The organism is Alkalihalophilus sp. As8PL (genome assembly GCF_040939795.1).
GTDB lineage: Bacteria > Bacillota > Bacilli > Bacillales > Bacillaceae_D > Alkalihalophilus > Alkalihalophilus lindianensis.
The window spans coordinates 548,748-566,107 of record NZ_CP162551.1; the positions used below are offsets into that span (position 1 = coordinate 548,748).

23 protein-coding genes are annotated in these 17,360 nt (G+C 40.6%); 6 read left to right on the forward strand and 17 right to left on the reverse strand.

Going from position 1 to position 17,360, the window contains the following annotated elements; translation table 11 throughout:
* Window positions 1-136: 136 nt before the first annotated feature.
* Complete coding sequence (locus AB3N04_RS04175; RefSeq protein WP_368504859.1) at window positions 137-313, forward strand: hypothetical protein; 177 nt, start codon at window positions 137-139, stop codon at window positions 311-313.
* A gap of 5 nt (window positions 314-318) precedes the next feature.
* Here the strand turns inward: AB3N04_RS04175 and AB3N04_RS04180 are convergent, their stop codons facing one another.
* The 3 genes from AB3N04_RS04180 to gpr form a co-directional block, all read right to left on the reverse strand.
* Window positions 319-690 carry a hypothetical protein gene (locus AB3N04_RS04180; RefSeq protein WP_368504860.1) on the reverse strand — a complete coding sequence of 124 codons (372 nt, stop codon included), beginning with the start codon at window positions 688-690 and terminating at the stop codon, window positions 319-321.
* Complete coding sequence (locus tag AB3N04_RS04185) at window positions 687-1,913, reverse strand: stage II sporulation protein P (protein WP_368504861.1); 1,227 nt, start codon at window positions 1,911-1,913, stop codon at window positions 687-689. The genes AB3N04_RS04180 and AB3N04_RS04185 overlap by 4 nt, the downstream gene beginning before the upstream one ends.
* A 357-nt stretch (window positions 1,914-2,270) precedes the next feature.
* Window positions 2,271-3,395, reverse strand: coding sequence for a GPR endopeptidase (gene gpr / locus AB3N04_RS04190; RefSeq protein ID WP_368504862.1), 1,125 nt, complete (start codon window positions 3,393-3,395; stop codon window positions 2,271-2,273).
* A 229-nt stretch (window positions 3,396-3,624) separates the two neighbouring features.
* Between gpr and rpsT the strand changes: the two genes are divergently transcribed.
* Complete coding sequence (gene rpsT / locus AB3N04_RS04195) at window positions 3,625-3,891, forward strand: 30S ribosomal protein S20 (RefSeq protein ID WP_317120389.1); 267 nt, start codon at window positions 3,625-3,627, stop codon at window positions 3,889-3,891.
* 35 nt (window positions 3,892-3,926) lie between these two features.
* Here rpsT and holA read toward each other — a convergent pair whose 3' ends face one another.
* A complete protein-coding gene (gene holA, locus AB3N04_RS04200; RefSeq protein ID WP_368504863.1) occupies window positions 3,927-4,958 on the reverse strand; it encodes a DNA polymerase III subunit delta in 1,032 nt (343 codons plus the stop codon).
* Window positions 4,959-5,376: 418 nt separating this feature from the next.
* On the opposite strand from holA, the gene AB3N04_RS04205 reads away from it, so the two are divergent.
* Window positions 5,377-5,514, forward strand: a complete 138-nt coding sequence (locus AB3N04_RS04205; protein WP_317120387.1) for a YqzM family protein — start codon at window positions 5,377-5,379, stop codon at window positions 5,512-5,514.
* Window positions 5,515-5,579: 65 nt separating this feature from the next.
* Here AB3N04_RS04205 and AB3N04_RS04210 read toward each other — a convergent pair whose 3' ends face one another.
* The 3 genes from AB3N04_RS04210 to AB3N04_RS04220 all read right to left on the reverse strand — a co-directional run bounded on the left by AB3N04_RS04210 (window position 5,580) and on the right by AB3N04_RS04220 (window position 9,175).
* Entirely contained in the window at window positions 5,580-7,901 is a 2,322-nt protein-coding gene (locus AB3N04_RS04210; RefSeq protein ID WP_368504864.1) for a DNA internalization-related competence protein ComEC/Rec2, read from the reverse strand.
* Between the two features lie 13 nt (window positions 7,902-7,914).
* Window positions 7,915-8,484, reverse strand: a complete 570-nt coding sequence (locus AB3N04_RS04215; protein WP_368504865.1) for a ComE operon protein 2 — start codon at window positions 8,482-8,484, stop codon at window positions 7,915-7,917.
* A 67-nt stretch (window positions 8,485-8,551) separates the two neighbouring features.
* Entirely contained in the window at window positions 8,552-9,175 is a 624-nt protein-coding gene (locus AB3N04_RS04220) for a helix-hairpin-helix domain-containing protein (RefSeq protein WP_368504866.1), read from the reverse strand.
* A gap of 35 nt (window positions 9,176-9,210) precedes the next feature.
* On the opposite strand from AB3N04_RS04220, the gene AB3N04_RS04225 reads away from it, so the two are divergent.
* Together AB3N04_RS04225 and comER are read left to right on the forward strand one after the other, a co-directional pair.
* Complete coding sequence (locus AB3N04_RS04225; protein WP_368504867.1) at window positions 9,211-9,468, forward strand: DUF2533 family protein; 258 nt, start codon at window positions 9,211-9,213, stop codon at window positions 9,466-9,468.
* Between the two features lie 85 nt (window positions 9,469-9,553).
* The gene (gene comER / locus AB3N04_RS04230) at window positions 9,554-10,390 is read left to right on the forward strand and encodes a late competence protein ComER (protein WP_368504868.1); all 837 of its coding nucleotides are present in this window, start codon (window positions 9,554-9,556) and stop codon (window positions 10,388-10,390) included.
* Window positions 10,391-10,454: 64 nt separating this feature from the next.
* Here comER and AB3N04_RS04235 read toward each other — a convergent pair whose 3' ends face one another.
* The 9 genes from AB3N04_RS04235 to AB3N04_RS04275 are packed head-to-tail and all read right to left on the reverse strand — an operon-like array spanning window position 10,455 to window position 16,363.
* Window positions 10,455-11,198 carry a class I SAM-dependent methyltransferase gene (locus AB3N04_RS04235; protein WP_368504869.1) on the reverse strand — a complete coding sequence of 248 codons (744 nt, stop codon included), beginning with the start codon at window positions 11,196-11,198 and terminating at the stop codon, window positions 10,455-10,457.
* A complete protein-coding gene (locus tag AB3N04_RS04240; protein ID WP_368504870.1) occupies window positions 11,195-12,055 on the reverse strand; it encodes a S1 RNA-binding domain-containing protein in 861 nt (286 codons plus the stop codon). The genes AB3N04_RS04235 and AB3N04_RS04240 overlap by 4 nt, the downstream gene beginning before the upstream one ends.
* Window positions 12,055-12,408: a ribosome silencing factor gene (rsfS, locus tag AB3N04_RS04245; protein WP_368504871.1), complete on the reverse strand. Its 354-nt coding sequence runs from the start codon at window positions 12,406-12,408 to the stop codon at window positions 12,055-12,057. Before rsfS ends, AB3N04_RS04240 begins: the two co-directional genes overlap by 1 nt.
* Window positions 12,409-12,981: a bis(5'-nucleosyl)-tetraphosphatase (symmetrical) YqeK gene (gene yqeK, locus AB3N04_RS04250; RefSeq protein WP_368504872.1), complete on the reverse strand. Its 573-nt coding sequence runs from the start codon at window positions 12,979-12,981 to the stop codon at window positions 12,409-12,411.
* Complete coding sequence (locus tag AB3N04_RS04255; RefSeq protein ID WP_368504873.1) at window positions 12,950-13,546, reverse strand: nicotinate-nucleotide adenylyltransferase; 597 nt, start codon at window positions 13,544-13,546, stop codon at window positions 12,950-12,952. The genes yqeK and AB3N04_RS04255 overlap by 32 nt, the downstream gene beginning before the upstream one ends.
* A 31-nt stretch (window positions 13,547-13,577) precedes the next feature.
* Window positions 13,578-13,868 (reverse strand): ribosome assembly RNA-binding protein YhbY, encoded by a 291-nt coding sequence (gene yhbY / locus AB3N04_RS04260; protein WP_317120376.1) that lies wholly within the window; start codon window positions 13,866-13,868, stop codon window positions 13,578-13,580.
* 6 nt (window positions 13,869-13,874) lie between these two features.
* Window positions 13,875-14,711: a shikimate dehydrogenase gene (gene aroE / locus AB3N04_RS04265; protein ID WP_368504874.1), complete on the reverse strand. Its 837-nt coding sequence runs from the start codon at window positions 14,709-14,711 to the stop codon at window positions 13,875-13,877.
* Between the two features lie 21 nt (window positions 14,712-14,732).
* Entirely contained in the window at window positions 14,733-15,845 is a 1,113-nt protein-coding gene (gene yqeH, locus AB3N04_RS04270) for a ribosome biogenesis GTPase YqeH (RefSeq protein ID WP_368504875.1), read from the reverse strand.
* 2 nt (window positions 15,846-15,847) lie between these two features.
* Complete coding sequence (locus AB3N04_RS04275) at window positions 15,848-16,363, reverse strand: YqeG family HAD IIIA-type phosphatase (protein WP_317120373.1); 516 nt, start codon at window positions 16,361-16,363, stop codon at window positions 15,848-15,850.
* Between the two features lie 480 nt (window positions 16,364-16,843).
* Between AB3N04_RS04275 and AB3N04_RS04280 the strand changes: the two genes are divergently transcribed.
* On the forward strand, window positions 16,844-16,984 hold the full coding sequence (locus AB3N04_RS04280; RefSeq protein ID WP_368505988.1) for a sporulation histidine kinase inhibitor Sda: 141 nt from the start codon (window positions 16,844-16,846) through the stop codon (window positions 16,982-16,984).
* 72 nt (window positions 16,985-17,056) lie between these two features.
* Here the strand turns inward: AB3N04_RS04280 and AB3N04_RS04285 are convergent, their stop codons facing one another.
* A complete protein-coding gene (locus tag AB3N04_RS04285; RefSeq protein ID WP_368504876.1) occupies window positions 17,057-17,296 on the reverse strand; it encodes a hypothetical protein in 240 nt (79 codons plus the stop codon).
* Window positions 17,297-17,360: the final 64 nt, after the last annotated feature.

Consider the following 17,360-nt stretch of genomic DNA (forward strand, 5'->3'; position numbering starts at 1 on the left):
TTGGCCGTCTTCAATACAAGATTAGAGTTAGCTAAAAATCAAGCGCTCATTCTTTTTACAAAAATAGGGGGATTCTCACAAGCATGTCTCCCTTTTGCTGCATAGTCTGATAAGAAAAATGAAAGGAGGTGGATACATGACGAAAGAAGAATTTGAACGATTAATGCTCGTCTTAGATTCGCTCCTTGAGGTAGGATCAAAAGAGATGTTAGCTAACGTCATAGACGGAGTGAACCGCGATCGCTACCTCATCATTCGTACGTATGCTGATGTATGCACCAAAAAGAGTTTAATCGCCAAACAGAAAGAGTAGAAGCTCTACTCGCTCCTACTCTCTCCGTTTAGTACTTCATGGACAAACGACATCACTTGACTTAGCGCAAGACGACTTAATCGATTCGCCCCTTCTGCCATATTCGATCCCAGTTCTGAAAAAAAATTGAACCGCCCCACATCTTCTGCCTTTTGTCTCTTATCGATCAGATCGCTCTTTGCATCGACCTGGGGCTTCTTAGAACCACTCTGCACCACTGGTTTTACACTCTCATCGGATTGATCCGTTTTGATTTCAAGAGGTACTGGCTTTGTAATGCCTAATTCTTCGTTCATATGTTGCACACCGAACAACGAACCAAGTAATAGGGTACCTAAAACAAGTATCATCACAACAGCCAGCTTTTTTATCATCATTTTTCCTCCTCTACCTTACTTGTCTCAACCGCTTCCTCTGATGTGACCGTCTCCTCACCATCAACTGCTTCTGCGTTCCAATAATACTCAGAGAAGACATCAGCCAAAGCTTCTGCAGAGCGATACACCTCATCAAGTGAGTTATGAACTCCTCCAAATTCTACTAGCATCGATTGCTTTGATAAATCTTGATTGAACTTTCCATTTGTTCCTCTTCCGGCTTTTAAAATAACCCCACGGCTTAAGCCTGGATATTTTTCTTCTAGCATGTCATGAAGATCCTCTGCTAAGCGAAGATTATGTTCATAATTGGAATGATCTCCTCCAACGACAAAGACTGTACGGCCATACTCTAGCCCGTTGATCGTGACCGTTGTCTTTTCACGAGATAATGTATCACGGTGTAGATCAAAGAAAAATTGTAAGTCATCATTTTGAGCAATCGCTTCTTTTACATATTCTCTTGAAGCATCATAGGACTGTGCATATTGCCATCCACGATTTTTGAGCTCACCTTGGACATCACGCGTCTCGATCTCAGTCCCGATTCCACGTTTTTCAAGTTCTTGCGAGAGCTTCTCACCAACCAGCGTAATATTCACCTCACCATGGAAGGCTTCATTTACGACATTTGTTTTCAGCTCTGGTAAAAAGGATTCAGTATTATGCGAGTGAATAATATGCGCGACTTTTTTTCCATTTGTCGACCCCTGCAATTCATCTCCAGCTTGTTTTAACTCTTCAAGTTTTGCGAGACTTTCCTTTGTTGCTTCACGCTCAGCCATAATCACTTCTAATGGTGGGGCAGATTCAAATGGCAAGTTCGTATAATCAGTCCCCTCACCCGCAACGATAATTTGGCCATCAAATAAGGAGAATCCAGGCAGCTCCCTCCCAAGAAGACTCCGCGGATCATCTGGATTGATGCTAGTTGCGACCTGAAATATGACACCTGAAACACTCATCGCCTCCGCATCTGGTGGCAGTGCTTGCTTGAAATATTGATTTTCCATACCGAGGAGATGAACAAAATCTTCCCCCTCAAGTCCATTTGCCCATTGATTAACCGACGATGAGGCCATTCCATAACCCGGTTCAAATGACGTAAGCACACCAGTAAATATAAAAAGGGACATCACACCTACTATGATTAGCGCTGCTAGACGCTTTAAGCTCGTCCGATTCATCTTAACGGTAAAACCATGAAATCCCCGTCTACGCATCCTCTCATCCTTTCCCTTTTGCTTGTCCATGCGACTTTGCGTTAGAAATAAGTCCTCTTAGTGGAGGTTTATGCGGCTGATTAGAGAATTAGAACAAATTAGTAGGAGTCGATTGGATTAAGAAAGGAGTTTGGACCTGTTATGTGCGGGATTTTCGTTATATGAGTGATTTTTCCGGGGGTATGTGCGAAATATGTGATATAGGTGCGAATCCTTGTGACTTATGTGCGCCATTTCGAGAATATGTGCGAACGGATTTTTTTATGTGCGTATATGAGCGAATGCTCCCTTCCCTTTTCTATCCTATGTCGATCAACACAAAAGAACCCTTCCGCACATAGCGAAAGGGCTCTCTTATTAATGCGTATAGGCACCGACATTGTCTTGGTTTACTTTACGATGAAGGGCAGCATTTAAGCCTGCAGCGATAACGTTTGCCATATCATCAATAAACACATCGACTTCTTTTGGAGTGACCATTAAATTATGTCCAAGCGGCGATAGTACCTCTCGAATTAATTGGCGCTTTTCTTCTTCTGGAAGCGTCCCAATCATTCCCATAATCGTCTGCTTTTTTTCATCAGGAGGGAGATCCTCCTCTGTTAAGACTCGTTTCTCTCCAAATGTCATGCCAGCAGGAGCAAGTGAGCGTGAAGGTGCATTTCCTTCTCTCATTTCACGCCCAAAATGTTTCAGCACATAATCAATCGTATCGCTCGTGATCGAAACAGCATCAACCACTGTCGGAATGCCCACCGCGATCACCGGAATCCCTAATGTGTCTTTACTCAAATCTTTACGTTTGTTACCGACACCACTTCCTGGATGAATCCCGGTATCTGATACTTGAATCGTAGCATTGACTCGCTCAATTGATCGAGAAGCAAGTGCATCAATGGCAATCACAAAGTCTGGCTTTGTTTTTTCAATAATACCAAAGATTACATCACTCGTTTCAATTCCTGTTAGACCCATTACGCCAGGTGTGACAGCACTGACCGGACGATAACCATCTTGTACTTGCTCTGGTGCTAGCTCAAACAAATGTCGAGTGACTAGCAGATTCTCAGCAGCAATAGGACCCAGCGCATCTGGTGTCACATTCCAGTTTCCAAGTCCTACAACCAGGCATGTATCTTCTTCTTTGATGCCTATATCAGTCATGAATTGGTGAAATTGATTGGCGAAAACTCGTTCCATTTTTTCTTGAATATCGGTATCTTTCCGACGGATGCCTTGCGATTCAAATGTCAAATAAGAGCCTTGCTTTTTGCCCAGGCGTTTTGCTCCGACTTCATCAATAATCACTTTTGTCACTTTTACTTCATCAATCGTTTCTTCTTCAATTTGAACGCCACTTACATTTTTTGATTCTTCCTCTTCAGGAGCTTTTCTCTCTTCTTCCTCTACCGCTAATTGATGAGCTTCAATCGCTAAATCAGTGCGAATTTGATACTTCTCAAGGTTTAATTCCTCAGACAAACGAATCACTCTCCTCTTTCAACTCATATCATCAGTGTTTCCCTTGCGTTTTGTTTTCATTCTTTCTATTGCATTTATCCGTTGTTTTTGATAGAATGCAGATTGTTGTATTGATGATACCAACGGGTGTCGTCACTGCCTTGAATAAAGGATGCGAAACCGTTCATAACATAGAAGATGGACTGGTTACAAAAGAGGACAATCGTTGTTTAACCAGGAGGTGAAAGATATGCCAAATATTAAATCTGCAATCAAACGTGTGAAAACAAACGACAAACGTCGTGCGCAAAACATCGCTGTTAAATCTGCTCTACGTACTGCTATCAAAAACTTTGAAACTAAAGTTGAAGCTGGTGAGAAAGAAAACGCTGAAGCAGCATTTGTTGATGCTTCTAAAAAGCTTGACAAAGCAGCAAACAAAGGTCTTATTCATAAAAATGCAGCTTCACGTCAAAAGTCTCGTCTAGCTAAAAAGCTTAACGGTCTTTCTGCATAATTGAAGTAAAAAAACGACTCCTAGGAGTCGTTTTTTTATTTGGTTTCTGTTTTTTGAGTCATCCTCATCAGAAGCAATTCGAGGGCAAGTACTTTATCAATTTTCCCCGACTTAATCGCATAATCCGTATCGGCACACGCTTCTAAGAATGTCAGCAATGTCCGCTCATCAAATTGATTCACTTTTGCATTTGCTAGTTTTACAACATAGGGATGCAATTTCAATTGAGTAGCAATTTGTTTTTGTGAATAAGCTTGTTTACTTAATCCTTTTACTTGATAGTAAATTCGAAACTGACGGGCAAGTAACGCTAATAATTTTAACGGATCCTCTTTTTGTTTTAACAAATCATGATAAATGACAAGTGCCTCGTCTAAACGCTTTTTCACAGCAAAGTCGATTAGCGCAAACACATCTTGTTCTAGCGTTCTCGCTACAAGTAAATCAACGACATCCACTGTAATTTCTTCTTCCCCAACATATAAAGCCATTTTCTCAAGTTCACCTGCAAGCATAAGCAGATCAAACCCTAGCCTTTCGACAAGTCTTTCTGATGCCTCTTTTGTAATTTGGATTCCTTTTGTAGTAGCTTGTTCCTCAATCCATTGCTTCATCATACGATCATCAAAAGGCATCGCCTCAATAACGGCAGCTTCCTTTTTTAAACGTTTTGTCACCTTTTTACGCTCGTCCAATTTTTCATAAGGGGCAACTAAAACCAATGTAGATTCAGGAGATGGGTTCTCAATATATTGAGTAAGTACTTCTAAGTCATGCTCAATTTTCGAATCTGGTTTCTGACTGGTGACGGCTTGAAAATCTTTTACAATCACGACTTTATTAGCCCCTAAAAATGGCATCGTCTCTGCTTCTTGTACAGCAAGTTCAATCGGCGTTTCAGAAAAATTATATGTAATCACGTTCATATCAGACCCATCTTGACCAATCACTTGATTTAAAAGATGTTGTGTGAAATCTTCAATCAAAAAGGCTTGTGTGCCGTAAATAAAATATACCGGCGAGACCTTCCCTTGCTTCAATTCTTTTTTTGCTTGCAAATAATTCATGCGCTCATTCCCCTATTTTCATGCAATATTCTCATCCATTATTGGATATTCTATCTAGTGAGATGCGACAACCATCTCCATGCCTGTCTTTAGCTTAGAAAAAAAAGCCGTCTTTAGCAAGTGAAAATAGAGAAAGGGGTTTAGCCCCCAAGTGCCAAACCCCCATTTATGATAAACGTCATGATCCGAGATCCCGGGAAGCCTCGTTCATGACGATAATCATGACCGCTTTCACTAGTTATGATATCCTATGCAAACGGAAACTATAGGTGACAACTCTTTACAATGAAGGTAGATCACTCCGAACTTAAACAAATTATTGAACATTTCGTAATTCAGGATAAATGTTTGAGGAATCCGTATAGCTTTTTTTAACAGCTTGGCTTATACTAAAAGTTGAATAAAGGAGGGGTGCCAGATGAATCATTTTGAAAAAGACGTACAAAGTAAACGTAATGATGCGATCGATTCTGGTGTTGCCTTTGTTGTTTCTTTTGGCTTTTTTGCAACGATTTTTATCATCGCTTCAATTGTGGATGTATTCTCAGCATTTTAAGCCGAAGAAGAACAGGCATGAACCGTACCAACCATTGGTACATAAGCAGAGGGCAAGGATTCTTGCTACTCTGCTTTTTTATATTCTGTCGTATGCATCTTCATCGAACCATTCTTTATATAAAGCTGAATGGCTCCATGTTTATCAGTACGTATTATCTTCACATGTTGTTCATCTAAACGCTCGGTCACTTCAATATGAGGGTGATTAAAGCGGTTGTTTCGTCCTGCCGAAATCAAACCAAATGAGGGTTGAAGCTGAAGGAGGAAGTTATCAGTAGTGGATGTTCTACTACCATGATGAGCTATTTTCAACACATCGACTGATAAATCAGGGTATGTGTTGAGCAAACGTCGCTCCCCCTCTTCCTCAAGGTCACCTGTAAATAAAAAGCTTACGCCTTCAATGTCAGCATAGAGCACAATCGATCGATCATTTAAGCCTTGCTCATGACCTTGTGGAGAGAGGACAGCAAATTGTGAACCGTAACTGGCCCAACGATTGCCTTTTTTTACAAATATAATTTCAGTCCCTTTATACTGTAATTCCCTTAACAATAGCTTTTCAAACTCTCCTTCTACTTCTCCTGCGCTATATAAAAGCTGATCAATCGCCACTTCTCCTACCAATGCCATTGCTCCACCTATATGATCCATATGTCCATGTGTAAGAATGAGCTTATCAATTCGACGTATCCCCTTCGCTTTTAAATAACTCAACACAACCTCTCGTCCAACATCATAATTTGATTGCCGCAAACGCCATTCCTCCCCTTGATTAAAACGAATAGTACCACCTGTATCAATCACATACACCTCACCGCGCCTCGGGAGCTCAATAACAAAGCTATCCCCTTGCCCGACATCCAGCATCGTCACAACAGCCTCTTTTGTCCATGTAGGTACAGTCCACTGCACACCCGCTACCATTGCAAATCCAACAAGCGGAACAATCCACCACCTTTCTTTCCCACTTTCCCATACCAACAACCCAATTAACGTAACCAGAAAATATAGAATGAACGGAATCGAATGTGGTTTCCCAATAATGAGGTTAAAAAATTCGATCGCATCAAGCTGCACCAAGCCATGATGGACTGGGGGAATGAGAACTGTTACTAACTGAATAGGAAGATTTAATTCAATAGGGATTACATTTTGCATGAGTACCCCTAAAAAACTTAGTGGTAAGACAATAAACGAGATAAAAGGAATATAGAGGATATTCACTATTAAAGTGAGGAGAGAAAATTGATAAAAGTGGTTGAGCAATAGTGGAAGGGAGACAAGTTGCGCAAGGATTGTAACAGCAACTAACTTAGACAGCCAGCTAGAATAGCGTTTGTTAATCACCTCAGCCGAGACTAGCAGAGAAAAGGAGACAAGAAAGGATAGTTGAAAACCTAGTTGAAAGAGAGCGTAGGGATTGAGCGCTAAATAAACTAAAAATACGATAGCAATAGCAAATAACGGCGGAATATTCCATTTGAAGCGAAGAAACACCATCACAATAAGAGTCATTAATGAAGCTCGGATCACAGATGGAGCTCCACCTGCGATGATGATGTATAGAGGTAAGAACAGACAAAGACTCTCAAGCGTTCTCTCTCGGGTAAGACCTATTCGAATAAAGAAGCCGTACAGTGCCGCAATAATAAGACCAACGTGAAGCCCTGATACCGCAAGGAGATGAATGATCCCTAACCGTTGATACGCTTCGAGAACATCTTGGTCTACATACATCCTCTCCCCAAACACTAAGGCGATGAGGATGCCAGACGCATCAGGATGCACGAGCTCTTCTATTCGTTTTATTTGATGCGCTCTAAAGGTTTGGAGACGATAGAAAAGGGACTTCTCACTTCGCACACAGTTCAGCTTCTGTAATTCAGGGGTGAGTACCCAATGAATTTGTTGCTGATAAAGGTATTGTTTGTAGTTAAATTGATAGAAATTGGTAGGAGAGGATGGAGGGGAAAGCGTGGCCGGAAAGATACATCGATCTCCAGGTAGGAGTTGTTTAAGTTGAGCTTGCTGTTGTTCACTTTCGATAAAGCCATGCAATTGAAGCATTTCACCATGTACACTTTTTACTTTCATCGCAATCGCATCTCCATCTATTTTCACCAGAGAGTGAATATGACCTTCGATTTGTTGTTCTCCTGCTTTAAAGTGCGTTGTATTGCTAGATTCAGCGATCCAGGCAAACCCTGCATATAGAGAAAACACCAACACGGCGATCATCCCATTGACCCTAAAATGCTTTGCATGAACGAGGAGATAGATCAACAATAAAATAATGGCTACATAATAAAAGAAGCTCGGCCCTCTTAAGATAAATACGAGACCGAGCATCGCAGACATGACTACGATTACACTGTAGAGCATGAGCACCTCTCCCTTACGGCTTTGTACGGTATAAGGAAGTCACCTGACCTTGTAGGTCTTCAAATTCAGCTTCATCAATGCCACTATCTTTTAATTTCGTTAGTAATTGTTCTGTTAACGCTTGTTTCTCTTGTTGATGGATATCAAGAACTGGCTGATCTACAACTACCTGAGCCACCTCAATTCCAGCTTCTTTCAATAAATCAAGGGCATACGGATGATTTTTGTAATCAGTCGCATAAAAGACTTTTTTAATTCCTGCTTGAATGACCGATTTCGTGCAATGTACACACGGAAAATGAGTCACATAAAGCTCGGCTCCTTCAGTCGGAACGCCAAATTTTGCACATTGTAAGAGTGCATTCACTTCCGCGTGAATGGTTCTGATGCAATGATGATCCACCACATAGCAACCTTTATCAATGCAATGATCGCTTCCTGAAACAGAGCCGTTGTACCCTCCTGCAATAATTCGCTTCTCTCTGACGATTGTTGCACCTACCATTAAACGGGTACATGTGCTTCTCAGAGCTAACAGGTGACTTTGCGCCATAAAATACTGATCCCACGAAATACGTTCCATTGTCTCCACTCCCAATAGTTATTCATAACTACTAGTGTAGAGAAAAAAGACAAGCCCCGTCAATTACTTATTGAACGGTTACTTGATCTTGAAGTTTTTCAAACGACTTTGGGCCAATGCCAGAAACATTCATTAACTCCTCAACACTTTCAAAGCGACCTTTCTCCTCCCGATATTGAATAATCGCTTCCGCTTTAGCAGGTCCAATACCAGGCAGCGTTTCAAATTCAGATTGTGTCGCTTTATTTAAGGAGATCTTCCCATCACCTCCCACACTCCCTATAGCAGGTCCTACCACCTCAATCGTCCCACCATCCTCCGCCTCCCCTATTTCCGGGACGTAGACAACCATTTCATCAAATAGAATTTGAGCAAGATTAATTCCATCACCATATGCATTTACCGTCAGACCACCAGCAACATCAATAGCTTGATGGACACGACTTCCTGCATCTAATTGATACACTCCAGGCGAGTGAACAGCTCCTTTTACATCAATTGTAACGGATTGAGGTTCGGTCACCTCATTTTGTGTTTCTTGCTCTTCACTCTCATCATTTGCAAAACTCCACTCGAGCTCAGTTTCTTCCATACCTGTATTGCGAAAATGGAGAAATAACACTACACTTACAATAAGAGCAACAATGGTTAAAATCACAACAAGTGAATGATTTTGCCAATTTGTTTTCAATTGATCAACCTCCAATAGAAAGGACGACACCAAAGATGAGCGTTCATTTACAAATTGCTAAGCAAGTATCTAATCACCGCAAAGCTCAAAAAGAATTTCTAGCACTTGATAAGAAGAGAGAAAAAGCGATCGATCGCGTGTTAGAAGATGCAAAAAAAGGGCTGCATGTTTCCGTTCATGAAATTAATTCCATTACAAAAGAAATGAACAACATTGCATCTACGTATCATTTTCCTCCTCGTAAGGAAGTTTCAATTGACATGGTACGAGACTACTTAACAAAGTCCGAATAATAATTACACATACTTTGGACTCCTTCTTCATACGCTTGTGATAACGATAATCTTGCAGGATGTTTTGGAGAAGGAGGGATTCTTAATGAGGATTGGCATCATCGGGCTTGGTAGCATGGGAGAGATTCTACTTGAATCATTTCTCGAATCTGGTGCGGTCACTCAAGATCAGATCACGGTCGTTAATCGATCGAAAGAAAAAGTATTAGATGCCAAGAAACGATTCACAAAAATCAATGTAGCTGAGACCATCTCAGATGTGGTTAAGCACTCTGATTATATCTTTGTCTGTGTAAAGCCTCTTCAATTTGCAGATGTGATAGACGAAATGGCACCTATCTGTACGCAAGACCAACTATTCATTTCCATTACAAGTCCCATATCTGTTAAACAAATTGAAGCTAAGCTTGATTGTAAAGTAGCACGAATCATTCCAACCATATTAAATCGTGCACTTGCCGGTTCAACCTTAATAAGCTATGGAGAACGTTGCAATGAAGGGGATCGAGCTCATATTCATGCGTTTATGAATCACTTTTCTGAACCACTTGAAATCGATGAGAATATTACGCGCGTATCATCTGATATCGTCAGCTGTGGACCGGCCTTTTTTAGTTATTTACTTCAACAATTTATTGACGGAGCTGTTCGGCAAACGGAAATCACGAAAGAAGATGCAACCTTTCTAGCGACAAATATGATCATTGGGATGGGGCGTTTACTTGAGCAGGGACATTACACCTTACCTACTTTACAAAAGCGAGTATGTGTTCCCGGAGGTATTACAGGTGAGGGAATTAAGGTGTTAGAGCAAGAGGTTGGGCATATGTTCGATCATTTATTTCAACAAACACATGCAAAATATTACCATGAACAAAAGAAAATTACAGAAGCGTTTTCTAATCAACCGACAAAGAAATAGCAAAAAGCAGGGAAGACTGATGTCTTCCCTGCTTTTATTTCGACATGAAGCTACGATATCCTTTTTATTTTTTTCGAGCCACAAAAAAGATTCGCTCACTTTTATCCGTTGGAAGATTTTCATTGAAATCAGATGATATCTCCTCAACTGTGAATCCAGCTCCCTCTAACCATGATGTGTAGTCACTGATCGAATACGTTCGCTGTTTATGAAGCTCATCATAGCGATTGTACGAGCCATTGTCATCTTGAACAAAGAACGTTAATTCATGTTCAACACTGGCTTCGTGCTCCCCTGCAAACGAATGCCAGATATAGGAAATTTCGTCATCTGCATCAGCAAAAGTCTGACCAACGAAGCCCTCTTCTACTTTTGTGGTCGAATGGACATCAAATAACAACAGTCCACCTTCTGGCAATTGGTTATACACAGATGCAAAGGTGGCCTTTACGTCTTCTGGCGTCTCTAAATAGTTAAGCGAGTCACAATAAATGGTGACAATATCAAACTGCCCAAGCTCCTCTAAATTCCGCATATCCTGATGTAAGAGGAGTGGATGCTTTTTTATCGCTGCACATTTATCACGAGCGACAACAAGCATTTCACTTGAGAGGTCCACTCCAGTGACATCTGCCCCTTCTTGAAGTAAACGAATCAACAGCTCACCGGTGCCACAACCGACATCTAAGACGGACAACCCTTGTAAGGAATCCACTCCTAATGACCGTTTTGTAAAAGCAACCCACTCATCGTAGGGAGCGTCTGCCATCAAGTGGTCGTACAGTGTTGCAAAGGCTTGATAATTCATTTTTTCTCCTTTAAGTATGTCCAGCCTTCGCGCTGCTCAATTTTCTTCTCTTTCAGCAATTTACCTAATGCACGCTTAAAGGCTGCTTTACTAAGATTAAAACGATGTTTAATGTCTTCTGGTTGCGATTTATCCCAATAAGGCATTTGACCGCCTCTCTCTTCCATATAACGCACTAGCTTCTCCGCATCATCTTCTTGACGCTCTGAGCGAAGTGGATGCATCGTCACGTTAATACGACCGTCTTCACGAACGTAAATGACACGGACCGTCACTTCTTCCCCGTAACGAGGCTCTTTTATCATTTCATTATCATGAAGGTACGCTAAATACCCTTCTTCTGTAAAAATAGCAGCCCCTTCATCTAAATAATGATAGACATGGCCCTTTACTTCTTTACTCATCATGTCCTCAGTTGCACGTACAGATTGCTCTTCAATCGGTTGCCCTTTAACGAGACGTGACATGAGACGGCCTTTTTTATCCCAAGTATAGGATACTGGCAGTTTATCACCAGGCTTAGGCCAAAGGTTTCGATCACTTGGTAACTCGTCCATTGATAAGAATAAATCACGCGAGATACCGTTGAATAAGAAAAGACCATGACCTGTTTTTACAGAGACGACTTCAAGCCAAGCGAATCCTTCACCTTGTATAAGAGGCTTTTTCGTCGTTGCTGATAACCTGTTTTGATGATCATGATACAAGAACACCTCAATATGGCTTCCAATCTCAACTTCTTCTTCTACATCATTTTCATGCATAAGAATATCCGTCTTACCATCGCTTAGAAAGTAACCAAACTTCGCCTTACGAGCTACTTCAAGAGTCACTGTATAGCCAGGTTTTAATTCCATTAATTTAGAACCCCTTCAATTTCAACTGTAGGTGCATCTCCCCAAAGCTTCTCAAGGTTATAATACGTACGCTCATCTTTATGGAAAACGTGTACAACAACATCTCCAAGATCAACAAGTACCCAACGAGCTTGATCAAAGCCTTCAAGTCGTTTAATTTCAATCCCCTCTTCTTGAGCAACCTTCTTTAACTCATGCGCGATTGCTTGTACTTGCTTTTCAGAATTACCGTGGCAAATGACAAAATAATCAGCAATTAAAGAAATCCCCTTCATATTTAGTCCCACGATATTCTCAGCACGCTTATCATCAATTGCATTGATTGCAAGCGTTAATAATTTTGATTCATTCATTTATGCATGACTCCTTCTTGTTATAATTAGTTTATTATATGTGTTTAGCGTGTCCGGGTATACAGGCTGGCGTCGCTTCATTAAAAAAGAAATGGTATTCTCAAGTGATTGAATAATCGCTTCATCTAGATCTAGTCGAGCCACCTCTCTTACCTCTTCCACACCTCTAAATTGTCGCCCAGGTTCAATATAATCTGCAAGGAAAACGACTTTTTCAAGCAATGTCATATCCGGACGACCAGTTGTATGATAACGGATGGCACCTAGTACCTCGTCATCTGTAATGCCCACTTCTTCTTTTACATAGTATGCCCCACAAGACGCATGAAGTAATTCATCTCCGTAGTGAAGAATATCTTTCTCGATTAAAGTCGATTTTACTAGAGCACGCATTTCTGATTTATCACGAAATTTAGCGTAATCATGAAAAATAGCAGCAAGCTGTGCTTTTTCTACATTCGCCCCAAACCGTTGCGCTAATTCTACAGCCGTATCGACAACACCGAGTGTATGCTGATATCTGTGCTCTGTTAAGTGAGGTTTAACGGTCAGAAGTGCCAGTTCCCTCTCCATATAACCCACTCTCCCTTATCATCGTCGCTACTTCATCTTGCACCATATAGCGAATCGACTTTCCTTCTCGTACTCTTTCTCTTATAGCTGTAGAGGATAGATCAACTTGGGCAAAATCCACATGTTGAACACGCTCACTGTATGCCGCAGATGGCTTAGCACCGGGCCTATTCACACCAATAAATGTAATCAAGCGAACGAGCTCATCAATGCCTACCCAACTTGAAAGTGATTCTACCATATCTCCACCTATGATAAAAAAGAATTCCACACTTGGATATTCTTTTTTTAATTGCTTCACTGTATCAATCGTATAAGAACGCCCACCTCTATCTTTTTCAATAGAAGAAACGAAAAAAAACGGATTGCTTCTTGTCGCGACTGAGACCATTTCAAGACGTTCATCAATCGAAGACATGTCAGGCCGTTTTTTATGTGGAGGAGTAGATGCCGGTATGAACCAGACCTCATCAAGCCCGCAAGCAACCCGCACTTCCTCGGCAAGCATCATATGACCTAGGTGAGGAGGATCAAAGGTTCCTCCGAAAAGTCCAATTCGCCTCACATCTACACACTCCTTTCATCCTTATTATGAACTAAGGAAGAACGATTTCTTTATTTTCTTTTGATTCCTTATAAAGAACAATCGTGTTCCCGATTACTTGTACAAGCTCAGCTTTTGCGCCTTTCGATAATTCAGTCGCTACTTTATCTTTATCAAATTCACAATTTTGCAGAATGCTTATTTTAATTAATTCTCTTGATTCTAGAACATCATCGATCTGCGCAATCATGTTCTCATTGACTCCACCTTTACCAACTTGAAAAATCGGTGTTAAGTGATGTGCTTTTGATCGTAAGAAACGTTTTTGTTTACCTGTTAACATAATGTGTTACCCTCCAAGTTTATCGGTCACAATGTTTGTCATTCGTGTGCGATCCGGCTTTACCCCTGTCCAATGCTCAAAAGACAATGCACCTTGATTAACAAACATCCCGACCCCATTTACTGTTTTTGCTCCTTTGGCCTTTGCTTCTTTTAAAAAAGCAGTCTCCATCGGATTATAAATTAAATCACTGACAACAGCTTCTTTTTTTAGCTTGTCAAGTGAGAGCGGCAATTGGTCTGTATGAGGACTCATTCCAACTGAGGTCGTGTTTATGACCACATCAAACTGGTCTAACTTTGTTTTAGCTTCAGCCAATGAACAAGCCTCTGTTGATTGTTGCTTCGTATTGATAAGGTTTAAAAGAGTAGCTGCCTTTTCTTCGGTACGATTCGCTACAACTAAATGAGCGACCCCCGCATTTAAAAAGGCTGCACATATAGCACGCGATGCCCCTCCTGCCCCGATCACAAGGACATTTAAGGCACTTGTATCATGCGGCAGATAAGAGACGAGAGACTCCCAATACCCTGCACCATCAGTATTATAGCCAATCAGCTTCTCACCTTTGCGAACAATCGTATTAACCGCTCCGATCACTTCGGCATCTCTATCGATTTCATCAAGAAAGTTCATAATCGCCACTTTATGAGGAATCGTTACATTGACACCATCTAACTCCCCACTCCGTAGCTTCTCTGCTACTTCTTCTAAATCACCTGCTCCAACATCAAACGCCTCGTACGTTGCATCAATCTGACATGAACGAAAGGCATCATTATGCATTACTGGTGACATCGAATGCTCAACCGGATGCCCGATCAATCCAAAACGCTTCCCCATGTTAACCGCTCCCCTCTATCTTTACGAGATAATCGATTCACGAATGGACACTCCAACACCCTTAGGTGCATAGGCTTCCACTTTCACATTGCGATCATTGATAGTAATCCACCCAAGTCCTGAAATAACAATATCACTCTTTACTTCTTTAATGGTAAACTCGTGTTTAACAAGTGGCGGAAAATCAAGTACGCTTTCCTGACCAGGAGGAGTTAAAAGCTCTCCTAGATGGTTTTTATATAGCTCGTCCGCTTTATCACGTTTTGTACGGTGGATCTTAAGATCGTTAGAAGTAAAGCATGTGAAAGAAGAACGATTACCAGAAACGAAATCAAAGCGAGCCATACCCCCAAAGTATAGGGTTTGTCCTTCATTTAATTGAAAGACCATTGGTTTAATTTCTTTTTTAGGAGTGATTTCCTTCAATTCTTTTTTATCTACAAAATGGGCCATCTGATGATGATTGATGATGCCAGGTGTATCGTAAAGGGCCGATCCATCATCAAGTGGAATATCAATCATATCTAATGTAGTTCCAGGAAAATGAGATGTCGTGATCAACTGTTCTGTGTCTCCACCAAATTCCTTTATAATCCGGTTAATAAACGTTGATTTCCCTACATTTGTACAACCCACGACATAAACATCACGCCCATCACGCAAACGATCAATCTCCGAGGCGATCTCAAGAACACCTTCTCCTTTGTCGGCGCTCATTAGAAGAACATCAACTGGTTTTAAGCCGTTTTCTTTTGCTGATTTTTTCATCCAGTTAATGAGACGATTGCGTTTTAATGATTTAGGCAATAAGTCGACTTTATTTCCGACTAGCAAAACATCATTGTTTCCCACAAAGCGATGCAAACCAGGTAACCAGCTGCCATTAAAATCAAAAATATCTACGACTTTCACAATGAGAGAATCGGTATGACCTAATGTGTTTAATAATTTCAAGAAGTCATCATCTGTTAATGATACATCTTGCACCTCATTATAATGAGTTAAACGAAAGCAACGTTGGCAAATGATAACATCTCTTTCTAAGGCTGACTTTGGTGCATAGCCTAACGCTTGTTTATCTTCGGTTTGGATCTCAACTCCACAACCAGCACATGTAATGACTGTTTCTTCCATCTCTACTCCTCCCATTGGATCAATCCACGTTTTCTCATCCAGTTTAGAACGACACGTTCCATGCGGCGATTGAGCTTTGTGGCGATCCCATCTGTTTTAGCTACCGGTACGACCAGAATCGTTTGCAGCCCTGCACGATTTCCACCTAGCACATCTGTGAAAATTTGATCTCCGACAACGACCGTTTCATCCGGTACAGTTTCCATTTGACGACATGCTTGTCTAAATGCTCTTCGCATCGGTTTTCTTGCATTATGAATAAAAACCACTTTCTCAGGGTCAGAGAAGGCTTGTACTCTTCTTCTACTATTATTGGAGACAATCGTCACCTTCATGCCATATTCTTGAAGCTTTTTAAACCATTCACGAACCTCTGGCGTTGCTTCTGGACGATCCCATTCTACAAGTGTATTGTCTAAGTCGGTAATGACACCTTTAATGCCCATCTCTTTTAATTCTTCTAAATTAATTTCAAAAATACTTTTCACATACTTATTTGGCAACAGGTTTTTAATCATCAGTTCACCTCATTAACAACCAACTTCGCTGTCATTATTTTATTGGAACCCACTGCAAAATAATTTGGTGGGCAAATGTTTCCATTAATAAACGTAGTCAAACCATAACTATACCGTCACATTTAAAAATTTTCAACGCATTTCCTTCATTTAATTAAATAACCCTCTTGAATAGGGTTAAAAAAACCTTAAAATACTTTTCGACAAATTCTGCCACCCCTCTACACTGTGGATAACGTTATACACTTATTACACTTCTATTTATAAGGATTTTTTCCATCAATAAACAATTAACCCACAAGTTATCCACGTATAAATGTGGATAATAAGAACGATTGTTCTCTTTTAGAAGACGTGGTAATATTTAGGTACAGACAAGGCAACCTACATGATATGAATATAAAAACTCAAATAGAACTAGAATTTTTCCTAATTTGAATGTCTAAGGAGGTGAGCTCACTGCTTTCGTAGTGAGAGATGATGAACAATTTATCCGATGAACTTTTAATTGAAACGTATTACAAAGCAATCGAGCTTGACTTGAGCCCTGATTTTATTGAACTAATCAATATGGAAATTAGTAGACGTTCACTTTCAGACAAAATTAAAATCTCTTCATGACTTCTTGAAGACTCACCCCAAGACAAGACAGACTAAGTAAATGTTGTTACCATAGTGAAGAAGGAGAGCACCCTAATTAGGGTGCTCTCCTTCTTCTTCGTGTAGCCAGCCTTCTGTTTCAAGTATACGTAAATACTCTCTTGGTCCAAATCTCGGAGAGCCTTCTCTATATTGCTGTACTCCCACTTGTCCTGGTATATTTTTGATTCTCTCTTCCGTCATTTCTTCATTGAATCCATTCGCAAAAATTCCAGCTACCAAAATAAACGCAAAGATGAGCCCACTTATGATGCTTTTTCTTTTAGTAGACATCTAACCACCATTCCCTATTGATCTTTTTTAATAGGGTGTCGTTATCTACCAAAAAATATACATC